General features: G+C 70.9%; 15 protein-coding genes and 1 tRNA gene. 10 read left to right on the forward strand and 6 right to left on the reverse strand.

The genetic code is table 11. The features are described 5' to 3' along the window. Nucleotides 1-95 precede the first annotated feature (95 nt). From F6J84_RS07460 to F6J84_RS07470, 3 genes are read left to right on the forward strand one after another with little or no spacing between them, the layout of a single operon-like run. The gene (locus F6J84_RS07460) at nt 96-1,223 is read left to right on the forward strand and encodes a thiamine pyrophosphate-dependent enzyme (protein ID WP_150972650.1); all 1,128 of its coding nucleotides are present in this window, start codon (nt 96-98) and stop codon (nt 1,221-1,223) included. Continuing rightward, a complete protein-coding gene (locus F6J84_RS07465) occupies nt 1,220-2,230 on the forward strand; it encodes an alpha-ketoacid dehydrogenase subunit beta (RefSeq protein ID WP_150972652.1) in 1,011 nt (336 codons plus the stop codon). The genes F6J84_RS07460 and F6J84_RS07465 overlap by 4 nt, the downstream gene beginning before the upstream one ends. Beyond that, nucleotides 2,227-3,387 (forward strand): dihydrolipoamide acetyltransferase family protein, encoded by a 1,161-nt coding sequence (locus F6J84_RS07470; protein ID WP_150972654.1) that lies wholly within the window; start codon nt 2,227-2,229, stop codon nt 3,385-3,387. The genes F6J84_RS07465 and F6J84_RS07470 overlap by 4 nt, the downstream gene beginning before the upstream one ends. A 6-nt stretch (nt 3,388-3,393) precedes the next feature. Here the strand turns inward: F6J84_RS07470 and F6J84_RS07475 are convergent, their stop codons facing one another. Beyond that, a complete protein-coding gene (locus tag F6J84_RS07475) occupies nt 3,394-5,142 on the reverse strand; it encodes an alkaline phosphatase family protein (protein WP_150972656.1) in 1,749 nt (582 codons plus the stop codon). Between the two features lie 122 nt (nt 5,143-5,264). Between F6J84_RS07475 and F6J84_RS07480 the strand changes: the two genes are divergently transcribed. After that, entirely contained in the window at nt 5,265-6,416 is a 1,152-nt protein-coding gene (locus F6J84_RS07480) for an acyl-CoA dehydrogenase family protein (RefSeq protein WP_150972658.1), read from the forward strand. 10 nt (nt 6,417-6,426) lie between these two features. On the opposite strand, the gene F6J84_RS07485 is transcribed toward F6J84_RS07480, so the two are convergent. Both F6J84_RS07485 and F6J84_RS07490 read right to left on the reverse strand, forming a co-directional pair. Continuing rightward, nucleotides 6,427-7,023 (reverse strand): histidine phosphatase family protein, encoded by a 597-nt coding sequence (locus F6J84_RS07485; protein ID WP_150972660.1) that lies wholly within the window; start codon nt 7,021-7,023, stop codon nt 6,427-6,429. A gap of 29 nt (nt 7,024-7,052) precedes the next feature. Next, nucleotides 7,053-7,895, reverse strand: coding sequence for a Sir2 family NAD-dependent protein deacetylase (locus F6J84_RS07490; RefSeq protein WP_150972662.1), 843 nt, complete (start codon nt 7,893-7,895; stop codon nt 7,053-7,055). A 119-nt stretch (nt 7,896-8,014) separates the two neighbouring features. Between F6J84_RS07490 and F6J84_RS07495 the strand changes: the two genes are divergently transcribed. After that, nucleotides 8,015-8,830 carry a TrmH family RNA methyltransferase gene (locus F6J84_RS07495; protein ID WP_150972664.1) on the forward strand — a complete coding sequence of 272 codons (816 nt, stop codon included), beginning with the start codon at nt 8,015-8,017 and terminating at the stop codon, nt 8,828-8,830. A gap of 2 nt (nt 8,831-8,832) precedes the next feature. Here the strand turns inward: F6J84_RS07495 and F6J84_RS07500 are convergent, their stop codons facing one another. Next, complete coding sequence (locus F6J84_RS07500) at nt 8,833-9,738, reverse strand: SGNH/GDSL hydrolase family protein (RefSeq protein WP_150972666.1); 906 nt, start codon at nt 9,736-9,738, stop codon at nt 8,833-8,835. A 110-nt stretch (nt 9,739-9,848) separates the two neighbouring features. On the opposite strand from F6J84_RS07500, the gene F6J84_RS07505 reads away from it, so the two are divergent. Further along, complete coding sequence (locus F6J84_RS07505; RefSeq protein ID WP_150972668.1) at nt 9,849-11,723, forward strand: DEAD/DEAH box helicase; 1,875 nt, start codon at nt 9,849-9,851, stop codon at nt 11,721-11,723. 93 nt (nt 11,724-11,816) lie between these two features. Continuing rightward, nucleotides 11,817-12,905, forward strand: coding sequence for a VIT1/CCC1 transporter family protein (locus F6J84_RS07510; RefSeq protein WP_150972670.1), 1,089 nt, complete (start codon nt 11,817-11,819; stop codon nt 12,903-12,905). A gap of 29 nt (nt 12,906-12,934) precedes the next feature. Here F6J84_RS07510 and F6J84_RS07515 read toward each other — a convergent pair whose 3' ends face one another. Continuing rightward, nucleotides 12,935-13,345, reverse strand: coding sequence for a DUF6157 family protein (locus F6J84_RS07515; protein ID WP_150972673.1), 411 nt, complete (start codon nt 13,343-13,345; stop codon nt 12,935-12,937). Between the two features lie 82 nt (nt 13,346-13,427). Between F6J84_RS07515 and F6J84_RS07520 the strand changes: the two genes are divergently transcribed. After that, entirely contained in the window at nt 13,428-14,279 is an 852-nt protein-coding gene (locus F6J84_RS07520; RefSeq protein ID WP_202980481.1) for an AraC family transcriptional regulator, read from the forward strand. Nucleotides 14,280-14,348: 69 nt separating this feature from the next. Here the strand turns inward: F6J84_RS07520 and F6J84_RS07525 are convergent. Further along, nucleotides 14,349-14,433, reverse strand: a tRNA-Leu gene (locus tag F6J84_RS07525). 141 nt (nt 14,434-14,574) lie between these two features. On the opposite strand from F6J84_RS07525, the gene F6J84_RS07530 reads away from it, so the two are divergent. Beyond that, nucleotides 14,575-15,888, forward strand: a complete 1,314-nt coding sequence (locus tag F6J84_RS07530) for a M20/M25/M40 family metallo-hydrolase (protein WP_150972677.1) — start codon at nt 14,575-14,577, stop codon at nt 15,886-15,888. Between the two features lie 40 nt (nt 15,889-15,928). Further along, complete coding sequence (locus F6J84_RS07535) at nt 15,929-16,762, forward strand: undecaprenyl-diphosphate phosphatase (protein WP_150892632.1); 834 nt, start codon at nt 15,929-15,931, stop codon at nt 16,760-16,762. Nucleotides 16,763-16,770: the final 8 nt, after the last annotated feature.

A 16,770-nucleotide genomic window follows, 5' to 3' on the forward strand; every position in this document is an offset into this window, starting at 1 on the left:
CCTGTTCAGCGGGCCTAGTGTCGGCCGCATCGGCGATGACGCCGGTATCGGAACGGATGCTGCTCACGAGGCGGGTCCGATGCGAAGGGACGACGATGGTGTACACCCTGGCCCCCGTGACCGCCCCGGTCGACTCCGTCGAGGACGTCGCCCGGCTCCTCTCGCCGGACGGTACCCGCCTGCCCGACCGGCATCTCGACGCCTGGGTCGCCGACGTCGATCCGCCCGCGCTGCGCGGGCTCTACCGCGATATGGCCGTGCTGCGCCGAGTGGATGCGGAAGGCGTCGCCCTGCAGCGGCAGGGCCAGCTCGGTCTGTGGCCCCCGTGCCGGGGACAGGAGGCGACCCAGATCGGCTCCGCGCGGGCCATGCGGCGCGAGGACTTCGCCTTCACGAGCTATCGCGAACTCGGGGTCTTCCTCACCCGTGGGGCGACGCCTGCGGATGTGGTGCTCACCTGGCGCGGGGAGACCCACTCTTCGATGGACCCGGCGCAGGTGGGGGTCGCCATCCCGCAGATCATCATCGGAGCGCAGACGGTGCACGCCGTCGGGTATGCCATGGGAATCCAGCGCGACGGGGCGGAGGCCGCCTCCATGGCGTACTTCGGCGACGGCGCGATGAGCGAGGGCGACGTGGGTGAGGCGATGGTGTTCGCCGCCACGTTCGCAGCACCGGTGGTCTTCCTCTGCACGAACAATCAGTGGGCGATCTCCGAGCCCGTCTCCCTGCAGTCGAGGATCCCGCTGTCGCGGCGTGCGCCCGGGTACGGCATCCCGAGCATCAGGGTCGACGGCAATGACGTGCTGGCATGTCTCGCCGCCACCCGCTGGGCGCTGGACCGTGCCCGTACCGGCGCAGGCCCCGCCTTCATCGAGGCTGTGACCTACCGGATGGGACCGCACACGACCTCGGACGACCCCACCCGCTACCGGGACGCCGCGGAGCTCGCGTTCTGGGAGCAGCGGGACCCGTTGGCACGCGTGGAGGCGCACCTGCGCGCCATCGGAGAGTTCGACGACGTCTTCCGGGACGAGGTCGCCGCCGCAGCCGACGAGTTGTGCGGGGCAGTGCGGACGGCGTGCCTGGACGCCCGCACGCCGGAGCCGCTGACGATGCTCGACGACGTCTACGCCGAGCCGCACCCCGCGCTGGATCTGCAGCGCGAGCGACTCGGCGCCTACCTGGCGTCGTTCGCCGATGATGGGGAGGCGAGGGCATGACCACCCTGACGATGGGCAAGGCGCTCAACGCGGCCTTGGACCGCGCACTCGCCGATGACCCGAAGACGCTGCTCATGGGTGAGGACATCGGCCGTCTCGGCGGCGTCTTCCGCATCACGGACGGTCTGCAGGCGCGGTACGGGGCGGACCGGGTGGTGGACACTCCGCTCGCCGAGGCGGGCATCGTCGGCACCGCGGTCGGACTCGCCTACCGCGGCTACCGGCCGGTGGTCGAGATCCAGTTCGACGGATTCGTCTACCCCGCCTTCGATCAGATCGTGTGTCAGGTCGCCAAGCTGCACTACCGCTCGAACGGGAGGGTGCGGATGCCGCTCACCATCCGGATGCCGTGGGCGGGAGGCGTCGGCGCCGCGGAGCACCACTCCGAGTCTCCCGAGGCGTACTTCGCGCACACCGCCGGTCTGCGCGTCGTGGTCCCCTCCACACCCCAGGACGCCTACACGATGATGCGTCAGGCCGTCGCCAGCGACGACCCGGTGGTGTTCTTCGAACCCAAACGCCTCTACCACGTGGCCGGCGAGGTGGATCTCGATGCCCCGCTCGCGGATGCGGCGCCGCTCGGCGTCGCGCGCGTCGTCCGGCCGGGCACCGACGTGACGGTCGTCACCTACGGCGGACTCGTCCCCGTCGCGCTCGACACCGCTGCCGCGGCGGACGCGGAGGGGGTATCCCTCGAGGTCATCGATCTACGGAGCCTGTCGCCCTTCGACCTGGACACGGTCGCGGCCTCCGTGCGCCGCACCGGCCGGCTCGTCGTCGCGCATGAGGCGGCCGGGGAGGCAGGGCTCGGCGCGGAGATCGTCGCGCGGGTCGTGGAGACCTGCTTCGACGCGCTCCGGGCAGGACCGGTCCGCGTGACCGGGTACGACATCCCGTATCCGCCGGCGCGGTTGGAAGCACACCACGTGCCCGACCTCGACCGCATCCTGGACGGGGTCGACCACGTCCTCGGGCGTCCGAGCAGCTTCTCGGCGGTGACCCGGTGACCCGCGACTTCGCACTCCCGGACCTGGGCGAGGGGCTGCGGGACGCGGAGATCAGGGAGTGGCACGTGGCCGAGGGCGACACGGTCACCCTGAACCAGACCCTCGCCGAGGTCGAGACGGCCAAGGCCGTCGTCGAGTTGCCTTCCCCGTATGCCGGCGTGATCCGCGGACTCCATGCGCAGGCCGGTGACGTCGTCCTCGTCGGGGCACGTCTCGTATCCATCGAGACAGGGGAGGAGGAAGCCGTCGAGAGCCCGCCGGCGGAACCCGCCGACGACGCCGCCGTCCCCAACCTCGTCGGGTACGGCGCCGCTGCGGCGGGACGGACGGCACCCCGCCGCCGTCCCCGCGTATGGGCGGCGGAAGCCGGAGCCCCCGCTCCGCCGTCGCTCTCGGGAGGCGTGGTCTCGCAGGAGCCCGAGGCGGCGGCACCGGTCGCCCCGAGCGCCGCGCCGCGGACGGATCGTCGGATCCCCATCCGCGGGGTGCGTCGCCATACGGCGGAGGCGATGGTGCGCAGCGCCTTCACCGCGCCCCACGCCACCGCCTTCCTCACCGTGGACGCGACGCCCACCGTGGAGATGCTCGCGCGGTGGCGGGAGGACCCGGAGCTCGGAGCCGCACGCATCGGGCTGCTCGCTGTCGTCGCCCGCGCCAGCGTCCTCGCGCTGCGTCGCACGCCGGGGCTGAACGCCTCCTGGGATGCGGACGCCGAGGAGATCGTCGAGCACGGAGCGGTGCACCTCGGGGTCGCGGCTGCGACCGAGCGGGGACTGGTCGTGCCCGTCATCCGGGATGCGGACCTGATGGGTACGGGTGAGCTCGCCGCGGCGCTGCGGGACCTCGCCGACACCGCACGGGCGGGGCGATCGGCGCCGCGGGATCTGAGCGGCAGCACCTTCTCGCTGTCGAACGTGGGCGCGCTGGGTCTGGACGGCGGTACGCCGCTGCTCAATCCCGGGGAGTCCGGCATCCTCGCCGTGGGAGCCGCGCGTCGCATCCCGTGGGAATCGGAGGGGCGCATCGCCCTCCGGCACGTTCTCACGCTGAGCCTGTCCTTCGACCACCGCATCGTGGACGGAGCCGAGGCCGCACGCTTCCTCCGGGACGTGGGCGGGGTGCTGAGCGAGCCGGGACGGGCGCTGCTGGCCGGGTAGCCGGACTCAGCCGGAGGTCGTCGGCGGTGGGGGAGTCGCGGTGTGCTCCGTGAACAGGCCCTTCCCGTGCTTCGCGAGGATCTCGTAGGCGTCCTGGTAGGTCTGCGGCTCCGGGTGGTCACGATGACCGTACCTGGCGAGCAGGAGACCGAGCAGTCCCTTCGCGGGTGAGGTGAGGGGCTTGGTCGAGGAGACGAGTTCTTCGAGCTGGTCCTCGTCGAGGAGCGGAGGGACGTAGGCGGGCGCCACGGTCGGCCAGGTGGACGGCTCCCGCGGCGCGTCGAGGTTGGTCACGGAGAAGAGAGTGCGCGCGCCGCGGTCCCGGTCGGTCAGGGGTTCCAGCCCGTGCAGCTCGCTCAGCGTCGCGATCACCGCGGCATGGTGCATCTCGTCGTGGATCACGGTCCCCGCCCTGGTGTACGCGGAGACGGCGATGGTGGGGACGCGGACGCCGAGGCGGTCGAACCGGAAACCCATCTCGCCGGGCTGCTGCGCCGCATCGGGTGTGGTCGCCCGCGGCGGGGGGACGTGGTCGTACGTCCCGCCGTGCTCGTCGAAGGTGATCAGCAGCAGGGTGTTCAGCGCGTTCGACCCGTCCGTGGCGTCCGCGGTGCGGATCGCGTCGTAGACGCTCGCCACGAGCGCCTCACCCGCGCGTACGTCGGAGACCGCCGAGTCGAAGACGGCCGACCCGTCCACGTCCTCGCCGCGGAGGACTCCGAACGGCGGGTGGAAGTCGTTGTGGTTGTACACCATCCGGGGCTCGATGAACGCGTAGGCGGGCAGGGTTCCGTCCGCGGCGTCCCGGAAGAAGTCCGCCATGTAGGCGAAGCGACCCGTGCGCCAGTACTCCTCGAGCATGGGCGCGTGCAGCACGCCGGTGAGCGACACGAGCTGCTGCTCGTCGAAGTAGATCCGCCAGCTGATTCCCGCGTCTTCCAGGCGGTTGAAGATCGTGGGGTGGGCGGGGGCGTCCAGCCACTTCCCATACCCGCCGTCGCCGCGGTTCGTGACGAAGCCGTGGGATGTGGAGGCGTGGAAGAACGACCTGTTGCAGTAGGTCTGGCTGGGCACCGCGCAGTGCCAGTGGTCGAAGACCGCGAACTCGCGGGCAAGCGTCGAGAGCACCGGCAGCATGGCGGGGGAGAAGCCCCCCATGATGACGTCCGTCTCCGCGTCCGTGGGCTCCCGGCCTTCCGTGGTGCGGCGGTAGTTCGCGATGTAGTCGCGGACGAAGCCGCTCATGGTGGGCGGGACGTCTCCGGACGGGGCGTTGAACGGGGCGCGCACCGGCGCCCGCCAGTCCGTCTCGTTCGACGCCGGGGCGACGGTGCCGAACAGCTGCGTGTTCACGTGCGGGTACGTCTCGCCGGGGTCGGGCTCCGGGGAGCACATGATGTCGTCGGTGGAGCCCGAGTACACGTGCGCGGGCACCGCGCGTCCGTCCGGCGTGAGGTTGCGGTACTCGCCGAACGCGAGACCCTCGAACGTCTCCCCGTCGGACAGGGTGGCCGGCGTGTAGAGGTGGCCCAGGAGATTGTCGAAGGACCGGTTCTCGCCCATCAGCACCACGATGTGCTCGAACCCGGGGCGCGGGGCGCGACGACTGCGGTCGGAGACGGCCGTGGCCGCCATCCCTGCCCCGCCGGCGAGTGCGAGTCCGCCCAGCGCCCATCCGCCGACGCGGAGGAAGTCGCGGCGGGACGGAGACGGCCGTTCCGCGGCGCCGGGGGCGGGATCGTCGCGCGGGCTCATCGCGTCACAGGCTACGGCATCCCGGCACGGGGCCCTTGCCGGGGCGGATCGGGAGGACTACGGTCGATTTGGGTTACGACGCAGTAACCGGAATCGATGCCACGAGGCAGAGGCGGAGTCCCATGAACGCGCAACTCTCCGACGAGGAACGACAGCTGGCGACGCTGGTCCGCGAGTTCGCCGAGGAGGTCGTCGCGCCGCAGGCCTATGAGGCGGACCGCACGAAGACCCTCTCCATGGACGTGGTGGCGCAGATGGGGGACCTCGGTCTGTTCGGGCTGCCGTTCCCCGAGGACGTCGGCGGACAGGGCGGGGACCTCTTCGCCCTCGGGCTCGCCATCGAGGCGCTCGCCCGCGTCGACCAGTCGATCGCGATCACGCTGGAAGCCGGCGTCGGCCTCGGCGCGATGCCGATCCACCGCTTCGGCACGCCGGCGCAGCAGCAGGAGTACCTGCCTGATCTGCTCAGCGGCCGGGCACTGGCCGGCTTCGGTCTGACCGAGTCGGAGGCCGGTTCGGACGCCGGGGCGACGCGGACCACCGCCCGCCTGGACGGCGGCGAATGGGTCATCGACGGGACGAAACAGTTCATCACGAACTCAGGCACCCCCATCACCCGGTTCGTCACGGTCACCGCAGTCACCGGAACGACCGGGGACCGCAAGGAGATCTCCACCATCATCGTGCCGCGCGGCACTCCCGGCTTCGAGGTCGGACCCGCGTACGACAAGGTGGGCTGGCATGCCTCGGACACGCATCCGCTGAGCTTCGACGGAGCGCGCGTCCCCGAGGCGAACGTCCTGGGGCAGCGCGGCCGCGGGTTCGCGCAGTTCCTGCAGATCCTCGACGAGGGCCGTGTGGCGATCGCCGCGTTGGCGACCGGAGCCGCGGAGGGCTGCCTCGAGGCGGCGGTGGACTACGCACGTTCGCGCACTGTCTTCGGTGCGGCGCTCTCGACCCGACAGAACGCCCAGTTCACCCTCGCCCGCATGCAGACGCGCGTGCACACGGCGCGTCTGGCCTGGTACCACGCGGCCCGGCTGCGGGACGCGGGCCGGCCCTTCGCGACCGAGGCGGCGATCGCCAAGCTGGTCTCCGGTGAGGCGGCCATGGACAACGCCCGCGACGCCACGCAGATCTTCGGGGGCAACGGGTTCATGAACGAGCAGCCCGTGGCCCGCCACTACCGGGATTCGAAGATCCTCGAGATCGGTGAGGGGACGACGGAGGTCCAGTTGCTGGTCATCTCCCGCGCCATGGGGCTGGGCGGCTGAGCGGCGCTGCTCAGGCCGCGGCGTAGGACAGAAGGCTCAGCCGACCGTCCTCCCACAGCAGATGGTGGGCGGAGCCGTTGGCCAGCCGTTCCCCCGGAGCGGGGAACTCGTCCGCGCTGGCGTGCCCGATCACCTCGCGGATGAGCGCGCCGTGGGAGACCACGACCAGGGTGCCGTCGGCGAAGTCCGCCTCTCGCGATGCGTCGGCGAGTGCGAGGGACAGCCCTCCTACGGCGCGTTCACGCAGGTCCGCACGGGACTCCGCATTCGGTACCGCGGCGCTCCACCAGTCGCCCCAGCGGCGGGCGAACTCGGTCGTGTCCAGCCCCTCGGCATCTCCGTACGCTCGCTCCCGCAGTTCCGGGTACAGCCGCGGCACACCGAGGCCGAGCCGGGTCCCGATGATCTCGGCGGTCTCGCGGGCGCGGGACAGATCGCTCGCGGCCAGGCGAGCGGTGGCAGGGTCGATGCCGTCCTGCAGGAGGGCGGCCGCGGCGGCGGCCTGAGCGCGTCCCGTGTCGTTGAGCGGGATGTCGGTGGAGCCTTGGATCCGCCGGGTGAGGTTCCAGTCGGTCTGGCCATGCCGGATGAGGATGAGTCTGGTCACACAGTTCTCCCGTTGTCGGGTCTGAAGGGTCAGCGCAGCGCGGGGAGCGCGGTCGCGAGGGCCGCGAGCACTTCGCTCGTCCCCGCATCGACCTTGACGGTCGCGCGCGCATCCACACGGGTCTCGCCGCGGTTGACGATGACGACGGGAAGCCTACGACGTCGAGCGCGCTCGACCAATCTGATCCCGGAGTTCACGACGAGCGAGGAACCGGCCACGAGGAGGGCGTCGCTGGCGCGCACCAGCTGCTCCGCCTCGCGGAACTTCTCGGCCGGGATGAACTCGCCGAAGAACACGACGTCCGGCTTGAGTACGCCGCCGCACACGCTGCAGGCGGGGATACGGAACTCGTCCGCGACCTCGGCTGCGACGTCGCCGTCCGGCCCCAGTGGCAGGTCCCCGTCGGCGGCCGACAGCCAGGGGTTGTCCGCTTCGACGCGGGCGGCGAGATCCCGCCGGTCGAACACCTGGCCGCACTGGAGGCAGCCCACCCGGCGCATCGTGCCGTGCAGCTCGACGACGCGACGGCTGCCCGCCCGCACGTGCAGGCCGTCGACGTTCTGGGTGATCACGCCGGTGGTCACCCCCGCGAGTTCCAGGTCGGCGAGCGCGCGGTGCCCGGCGTTGGGCTCCGCTGCCGCGAAGCGGCGCCAGCCGAGATGACTGCCCACCCAGTAGCGGCGTCGGGCCCTCTCGCTCGCGATGAAGTCCTGCGCGGTCATCGGCGTGCGCGTGGGCGCGCCCTTGCCCCGGTAATCCGGGATCCCGGAGTCGGTGGACACCCCCGCCCCGGTCAGCACGGCGACACGGCGCCCGGCGAGCGCGGCGATCGCGCGTTCGATCAGGGCGGACGTGGCCGCATCGGTATCCATCAGGACTGGCACACTACCTCCTGCTCCGAGCCTAACGCCCGGGGCTTTTCCGGGATGTTCCGCGGATGCCGGCGATCGCCGGGTGCGCGGGCTGGTTAGCTGGATACCCGGGAGGAACGATGCACATCGAACGGGTTCCGGATGCGGACGACCCGCGGCTGGCCGACTACCGCGATCTCACCGACGTCGCACTGCGGCGGGTGAGTGAGCCGGCCGGCGGTCTCTACATCGCCGAGTCCGCGAAGGTCATCGCGCGCGCGCTGCGTGCGGGGCACGTGCCGCGTTCTGTGCTCGTGCAGGACAAGTGGCTCGACGAGGTCTCGGCGCTGCTGGCGGACGTGGATGCGGACGTACCGGTCTACGTGACCACCTCCGAGATCGCCGCGCAGCTCACCGGTTACGTCGTGCACCGGGGGGCCCTCGCCGCGATGCACCGGCCGGCTCTGCCGGATCCCGCCGATGTCCTGCGCCACGCGCGTCTCGTGGTCGTGCTCGAGGACATCGTGGATCACACCAACGTCGGAGCCGCCTTCCGCGCGGCGGCCGGCCTCGGCGCGGACGCGGTCCTGGTGACCGAGCGATGCGCGGACCCGCTCTACCGGCGCAGCGTGCGGGTGAGCATGGGGACGGTGTTCCAGGTGCCCTGGACGAGGCTTCCGGCGTGGCCCGAGGCATCCGTCCTGCTGCGCGAGGCGGGGATCCATGTCGCAGCCCTCGCTCTCGCGGACGATGCCGTCGCCCTGGACGCATTCGCGGCCGCGCGGCCGGACCGGGTGGCGCTCATGATGGGGTCCGAGGGGGACGGACTGTCCCGCGGCGCGCTGGCGGCGGCGGACACGATCGTCACCATCCCGATGTCCGGGGGCGTCGATTCGCTGAACGTGGCCTCCGCAAGCGCCGTGGCGCTCTGGGCGCTGACCCACCCGCCGCGCTGAGCTCAGCCTTCGGCGGGCGGCGTGGCCGCGCGCCGGACCGCCATCGGGGCGGGCTCGGGCCGCTTCGCGGTCACCGTGTCGCCCGATGACTGGTGGCGCAGGCGGCGCAGCACCCACGGGGCGAGGTGCGTGCGCGCCCAGACCAGATCGCTCCGGCGTGCGGCGCGCCAGCTCGCCTGGGGGAGAGGCTCCGGTTGCATCGGGGCGAGGTCGTTCGGGACGTTCAGGGCGCGCAGCGCCATCCGCGCGACCTCGTGGTGCCCCAGGGTGTTCAGGTGCAGCCGGTCGTCGGCGAAGAACCGCATGTCCTGGATCTCCTTGAGCGCCCACTGATCGGCCACGACGCACTCGTACTTCTCGGCGATCGCGCGGAGGTTCTCGTTGTAGATCGCGATCTTCCCGCGGAAGCCGCGGAACACCGGCGAGAAGTTCATGTCGATGCCGGTGAAGATCAGGATCGTGGCGTCGCTCGCGCTGAGCCGGATGATGGCGTCTTCGAACTGCTGCGAGATCTCGTCCGGATCCGTCCCCGGGCGGATCACATCGTTGCCGCCGGCGCAGATGCTGATGAGGTCGGGATGCAGGTCGAGCGCGGGCTCGACCTGTTCCGCGACGATCTGCGCGATGAGTTTGCCGCGGACGGCGAGGTTCGCGTAGGCGAAGTCGTCCACCGATTCGGCGAGCACCTCGGCGACACGATCCGCCCACCCGCGGTTGCCGCCGGGTGAGTCGGGCGAGGGATCGCCGATGCCCTCGGTGAAGGAGTCGCCGATGGCGACGAAACGCCGCCACGGGTGCGGAAGCGCGTTCTGGACCCGCAGACTCCCGTTCTCGGATGAGGCCGCATCCTCGAGGGAGGACGCCGGTCCCTGTGCGTCGGAACGGTCGGTCGGATCACTCGTCGTCATGGCTTCACCTCCCGGTCAGCCTAACGTCCGCTCCTGGGTGCGCCAGGGTCCGGGGGCCCGGCCACGTCGCCTATCGTGGATTCTCGCGAACGAGAGCGAAAGCGGAGGTGATGTCGTTGAGCGAGGACGACCAGATCGTCATCGCCGACCCCGCCGACCCCGCGCAGGAGCGCGGCCAGATCGGCAGTTTCGCCGCAGAGCACCTGTCGCCCACGTACCCGCAGCGCGCCCCCTGGGGCACCGCGCAGCGTCTGCGTGCCTGGCAGGCCGAGGCGCTGGATCTCTACTTCTCGCTGGACGGGCCGGACGGCGCGGGAAAGGGGCCGCGGGACTTCCTCGCGGCGGCCACACCGGGTGCCGGTAAGACGACGTTCGCGCTGCGCTTGGCGACGGAGCAGATCCGACGCGGGGTGGTCGACCGGATCGTCGTGGTCGCCCCGACGGAGCACCTGAAGACGCAGTGGGCGGACGCCGCGGCACGCGTCGGCATCCGACTGGATCCGAACTTCAGCAACCGGCACGCGATGCCCTCCCGGCAGTACCACGGCGTCGCGGTCACGTACGCGCAGGTGGCGGTCAAGGCCTCGGTGCACCAGAACCTGATCATGGACAAGCGCACCCTGGTCATCCTGGACGAGGTCCACCACGGCGGCGATGCGCTCAGCTGGGGTGACGCGCTGCGGGAGGCGTACTCCCGTGCGACACGACGGCTGCTGCTGTCGGGGACGCCGTTCCGTTCCGACACCGCGCCCATCCCGTTCGTGGAGTACCACCCCGACCGTCACGGTGTCCGGGTGTCGCGGACGGACTACGCCTACGGCTACCGGCGCGCCCTCGAGGACGGCGTCGTGCGTCCCGTCCTGTTCATGGTCTACGCCGGTCACATGCGGTGGCGCACCAAGACCGGCGACGAGATGGAGGCGCAGCTCGGGCAGGACAACACCAAGGACATCACCTCGCAGGCGTGGCGCACCGCGCTGAGCCCGGACGGTGAATGGATGTCGGCGGTGCTCCGTTCGGCCGACCGCCGGTTGTCGGAGGTGCGCACCACGGTGCCGGACGCGGGCGGTCTGGTGATCGCCACCGACCAGACGGCCGCGCGCGCGTACGCGGCGCTCCTGGAACAGATCTCCGGCGAGACCCCCACGGTGGTCCTCTCCGACGAGGCCGAGGCATCCTCGCGCATCGAGCAGTTCTCCGCATCCGACAAGCGCTGGATGGTGGCGGTGCGCATGGTGTCGGAGGGCGTCGACGTGCCCAGGCTGGCCGTCGGTGTGTACGCGACGTCCGCATCGACCCCGCTCTTCTTCGCGCAGGCGATCGGCCGCTTCGTCCGGGCGCGGCGCCGGGGCGAGACGGCGAGCGTCTTCCTCCCGAACGTCCCCCAGCTGCTCGAGCTCGCCAACACCATGGAACGCGAGCGCGACCACGCCCTCGATCGGGAGAGCGACGCCGAGGACATGTGGGACGCCGAGGAAGACGCCATGAACGCGGCGGAGCGGGAGGACAAGGCATCCGACGCCCTGCTCGAGGAGGGGTCGTACCAGGCGCTCAACGCCAACGCCCACTTCGACCGCGTGCTCTACGACGGCAAGGAGTTCGGCCAGCTGGCTGTGCCCGGAACGCCGGAGGAGGAGGAGTTCCTCGGGCTCCCGGGACTGCTCGAACCCGAGCACGTGCACGAGCTGCTGATGCAGCGGCAGGCCCGGCAGGGACGCCACCGTCAGGTGCGGGAGGCACGGGAGAGCGCCGGCGAAGGCACCGCCCCCGAATCGACGCTGCCGGCGCCCCTCCACCGCACACTGAAGGAACAGCGGCAGCTCCTGAACAGCCTCGTCGGGCTCTACGCCCGGCAATCGGGCGAGCCGCACGGCCAGGTCCACGCCGAGCTGCGGCGGCTGTGCGGCGGACCCGCCGTCTCGCACGCCACGGTCGCGCAGCTGCAGTCGCGCATCGAGCTGCTGCGCTCGCGCGTGCGGTCCTGACCCGGCTGCCGGTTCGGTGCCCCGAACCCCGCTGAGCAGCGCCGGTGGTTAGCCTCGAGGGGACGGTCCTGCCCGGACGTCGGAGAGGAAGCCGTGACGAACAGTCCCGCGCCCACGCCCCGCGAGCGCAAACGCTGGGCGCAGTACCTCGTGAACGAGCGCGCGGAAGCGACGGTCTACCGGCGTCTGGCCGCGCGGCGCACGGGGGAGGAGCGGGACATCCTGCTCGCCCTCGCCGCCGCGGAGGGACGGCACGAGGCGCATTGGCTGACGCTGCTCGGTTCCGAGCCGGTGCGCCTGCCGCGGCCGAACACCCGCACCCGGTTCCTGGGCTGGCTGGCGGAGCGTTTCGGATCGATCTTCGTGCTCGCCCTCGCTCAGAACGCCGAGAACCGGTCGCCGTACGATGACGACCCACACGCCAGCGCCGCCATGCGTGCCGATGAGAAGATCCACGCCGAGGTGGTGCGAGGGCTCGCGGCTCGCGGCAGACGTCGACTGTCCGGGTCCTTCCGGGCTGCCGTGTTCGGCGCCAACGACGGCCTCGTGTCGAACCTGGCACTGGTGATGGGGGTGGGCGCGACGGGTGTGGGCTCGCAGTTCGTCCTGTTCAGCGGCATCGCGGGCCTCCTGGCCGGGGCGCTGTCGATGGGGGCGGGAGAGTTCGTCTCGGTGCGTTCCCAGCGCGAACTCCTCGTCGCCACCGAACCCAGCAACGACGCGGACAGCGTCCTGCCCGATCTGGACCTGGGCGCGAACGAGCTGGCTCTGGTCTACCGTGCACGGGGACTGGATGAAGAGGCGGCGCTCGCCAGGGCCCGCAGGGTCGTCGAGGTCGCACAGGCCGCCGAACGGGGCGTGCCGTACCGCCTGCCGACAGCGGCGATCGACGTGCACGAGACGGTCGGCAGCGCATGGCAGGCCGCGCTGTCCAGCTTCCTGTTCTTCGCGTCGGGAGCCGTCATCCCGGTGCTGCCCTGGATGTTCGGGATGGCCGGACTGTCGGCCGTCATCCTGGCGCTGGGGCTCGTCGGGATCGCGCTGCTCGCGACCGGGGCGACGGTGGGACTGCTCTCCGGTGGACCGCCGTGGCGACGCGCTCTGCGCCAGTTGTTCATCGGGTTCGGTGCGGCCGCGGTCACCTACGCCCTCGGACTGGTGTTCGGCGTCAGCGTGGCGTGAGTCCGCGACGCGGGCGGCCGGGGAGCCGGTCAGGCGCGCTTCGAGCGCATCGCTTTGACCTGGGTCACCGAGGGGTCGGCGGCGAGGGCGCGGTACTCGTCGGAGCCGAGGGGCACGACGGCGACGCGACCCTCCGCGTCGTGATGGATGCCCCACCCGTACCGCTTGCCGAGCGGGGATGAGCGCAGGCACGCCTGGTCCTTGGCGAAGAAGGCCTCGCGTGCCTCGGCGCGTTCCTCCGCGTCGATGGACTGCCTCGTCGCGTGCACCTCGAAGAGCACATCGTCGCTCGTGTACTCGTAGGGGTGCTCCGAGACGAGCGCGTACTGCAGTGCGGCCACGGTCGGTGCCTTCCCGGTCGACGGCGGCGGCTCCGCGGCCTCGACCGGGCAGTCCTCGGCGACCTGGATGAACGTGCCCCGGTAATTGGTGCTTCCCATGGCGCCAGTCTTGTCGCGCTGTGCGGCGCGCGATAGAAAAAAGACGACAGGTCTGCCGCGCGGTGGGGGAGAAGGTGATGCCGTGAGCGTCCCAGGGGCGGGGGAGCGACCGATCGCCGCGGGGGAACGGACCGGGGTGCTGTACCCGGATCGACTCGCGAAGTATGCGGCGGGCTGGATCAGGCCGGACTCCACCGTGTCGGCGGTCGTCGATCACTACTGGCATGTCTCCTGGGCTCTGGGTGAGGATGAGCGGTTGGACCAGCCGATCATCGACCTGCCTGCAGTGACCGCGACCGTGGAGGAAGGGGACGTTCCTGGTCCGCTCATGGTCACCGGAGTGCACGGGCGGGCATGGCGGCGCACCCTCCACGGCAGCGGTCATGTGTTCGCCATCCGCCTGCGACCGGCGGGGCTGGCGGTACTCAGCGACCTCACCCCCACACGGGTCGCCGACGCGACCGACCCGGTCACCCCCGATCTCGACGCGCGCCTGCACACGTCGATGCTCGCCATCGCGGCCGGTGCAGATCCGGCCGAGCGAGCGTGCTTCGCCGACCTGATGGTCATGCAGGCTCTCGATGAGCGCCCGCCTTCCCCGTCTGCATTGCTGGCCAATGACGTGCTGGATGCGTTGCGTGAGCGGGTGCATCACAGAACCGGCCGTCCGCTCGCGGAACGGTTGGGACGCAGTGAGCGGACGATTCAGCGTGCCTGCATGGAGACCCTGGGGCACGGCCCGAAGTGGCTGAGCCGCCGCATCCGTCTCCAGGAGGTTGCCCTCGCCCTGGCGACCCGCCCCCACGACGATCTGGCCGCCGTCGCCGCCGACCTGGGCTACGCGGATCAGTCACACCTCACCCGCGACTTCCGCACCGCGACGGGCCTGACACCCGATGCCTACCGCCGGGCGACACCCGGCGCGACGGTATAGCCCGCCCTTCGCCGCCCGCGGACAACGACCAAAAGAAGAAGGCCCCGTCTCCGGGGCCTTCTTCATCTGTGCGCGAGGGGGGACTTGAACCCCCACGCCCTATACGGGCACTAGCACCTCAAGCTAGCGCGTCTACCTATTCCGCCACCCGCGCATCTGGGTGTATTTTTTGGTTTCGCAACCGAGAAATGACGATATCACGTCCCGGACGACGCGGTGAATCGTCGCGGGATCTCGCGTGTGTCGACGGCTCTGGAAACGCGGGCGCGCGCTGCCGGCCGGTAGCCTGAATCGCATGGCCGACAGCACCGCGAACCGGGCGGAGACGCTTCCCGAAGTCGCCCGCATCGCGCGAGACCTCATCCGGATGGACACCACGAACTACGGCGGGGGCCGCGCCGCGGGGGAGCGGGAGGCGGCGGAGTACGTCGGGGCGTACCTGGAACAGCTGGGTCTGGAGCCGGAGTATTACGAACCCGTCGCGCGCCGTACGAACGTGCACGTGCGGATCCCCGGACGTGACCGCGATCGACCTGCGCTGGTGGTGCACGGGCACCTCGACGTCGTGCCCGCCGTCGCAGAGGACTGGAGCGTCGACCCCTTCGGTGGTGAGATCCGCGACGGGATGCTGTGGGGCCGCGGTGCGGTGGACATGAAGGACATGGACGCCATGATCCTCACCTCGGTCGCCGACATCCTCCGCAGTGGTGAGCAGCCGCCCCGGGATCTGATCGTGACGTTCTTCGCCGACGAGGAGAACGGGGGCGTGGAGGGATCCGCGCTGGTCGTGCGCGACCGTCCGGAATGGTTCGCCGGGGCGACGGAGGCGATCAGCGAGGTCGGCGGGTTCTCCATCGACGTGGGCGAGCGCAGGGCGTACCTGCTCCAGGTGGGGGAGAAGGCCCTGCTGTGGCTTCGCCTGGTCGCCCGCGGCGCCGCCGGGCACGGCAGCCGTGTGCACCCCGACAACGCGGTCACCCGGCTCGCCGAGGCGGTCGCCGCGCTGGGGCGCACCGAATGGCCGATCCGGCTCACCCCGACGACTGCGCGGTTCCTGGATGCGCTGGCGGCGCTCACCGATGGGGACCCCGGGGACCCCGACGCCCTGGCTGACGCGGTCGGCCCCGCCGCGGGCTTCCTGAAGGCGACGCTGCGCACCACGACGAACCCCACCGGGCTGACCGCCGGATACAAGCACAACGTGATCCCGGACCGAGCCGAAGCGCTCATCGACGTGCGGGTGCTGCCGGGAACCGAGGACGCCGCGTTGGCCGACATCCGCCGGATCGTCGGGGAGGACATCGAGATCGAGACCGTCGTGCGCGACGTCGGATTGGAGACGGCGTTCTCCGGGGATCTCGTCGACGCCATGGTGGCGTCCCTGGGCAGGCACGATCCGGACGCGCCGGTCATCCCCTACCTGCTCGGCGCGGGGACGGACAACAAGTCGCTGTCCCGGCTGGGCATCACCGGGTACGGTTTCGCGCCGCTGCGCCTCCCGCGGGGGCTCGACTTCACGGGTATGTTCCATGGGGTCGACGAACGCGTTCCCCTGGACTCCCTCGTCTTCGGTCAGCGGGTGCTCACGGACCTGCTCCGCACCTGCTGACCTCCCGAACCTCCCACCATCTCCCGAAGGGCCGTTGATGCTGCACTTCCTCGAGGCGCTCCTGCTCGGTTTCGTCCAGGGGCTCACCGAGTTCCTCCCGGTGTCCTCCAGTGCGCATCTGCGCATCCTGGGAGCCTTCTTGCCCAGCGCCGAGGATCCGGGTGCAGCCTTCACCGCCATCACCCAGATCGGCACGGAGGCGGCCGTGGTGATCTTCTTCTGGCGCGACATCGTGCGGATCGTCTCGCACTGGTTCCAGTCACTGTCCGGCCGCATCCCGCGCAACGACCCGGATGCGCGGATGGGGTGGCTCATCATCATCGGATCGATCCCGATCGTGGTGCTCGGACTGCTGTTCCAGGACCAGATCGAGGGTGTGTTCCGCTCGCTCTGGCTGGTGGCCGGAATGCTGATCTTCTTCGGCGTGCTGCTCGGGATCGCGGATGCGGTCGGTGCGCGCCGACGCAAGCTGAAGGACATCACGGTCGGCGACGGGGTGGTCTACGGCCTGGCGCAATCCCTGGCCCTGATCCCGGGCGTCTCCCGCTCGGGCGGGACCATCACGGCGGGTCTGTTCCTCGGCTACGAGCGGGCCGCCGCCGCCCGTTACGCGTTCCTCCTGGCCATCCCCGCCGTCTTCGGCAGCGGGCTGTATCAGCTGTTCAAGGTCGTCAGGGAGCCCGAGATCGACCCGCCGTTCTCGCTCTGGGAGACCGGCGCCGCGACCGTCGTCGCGTTCTTCGTCGCACTCGTGGTCATCAAGTTCTTCATGGCGTGGATCTCCAAGCGCAGCTTCCTGCCCTTCGTGATCTACCGCGTCGCCCTCGGCGCGTTCGTCATGGTGATGCTCGCGACCGGCGTGATCCCGGCCTGATCCACGGT

The sequence above is a fragment of the Microbacterium caowuchunii genome (genome assembly GCF_008727755.1).
In the GTDB taxonomy this organism is placed as follows: domain Bacteria; phylum Actinomycetota; class Actinomycetes; order Actinomycetales; family Microbacteriaceae; genus Microbacterium; species Microbacterium caowuchunii.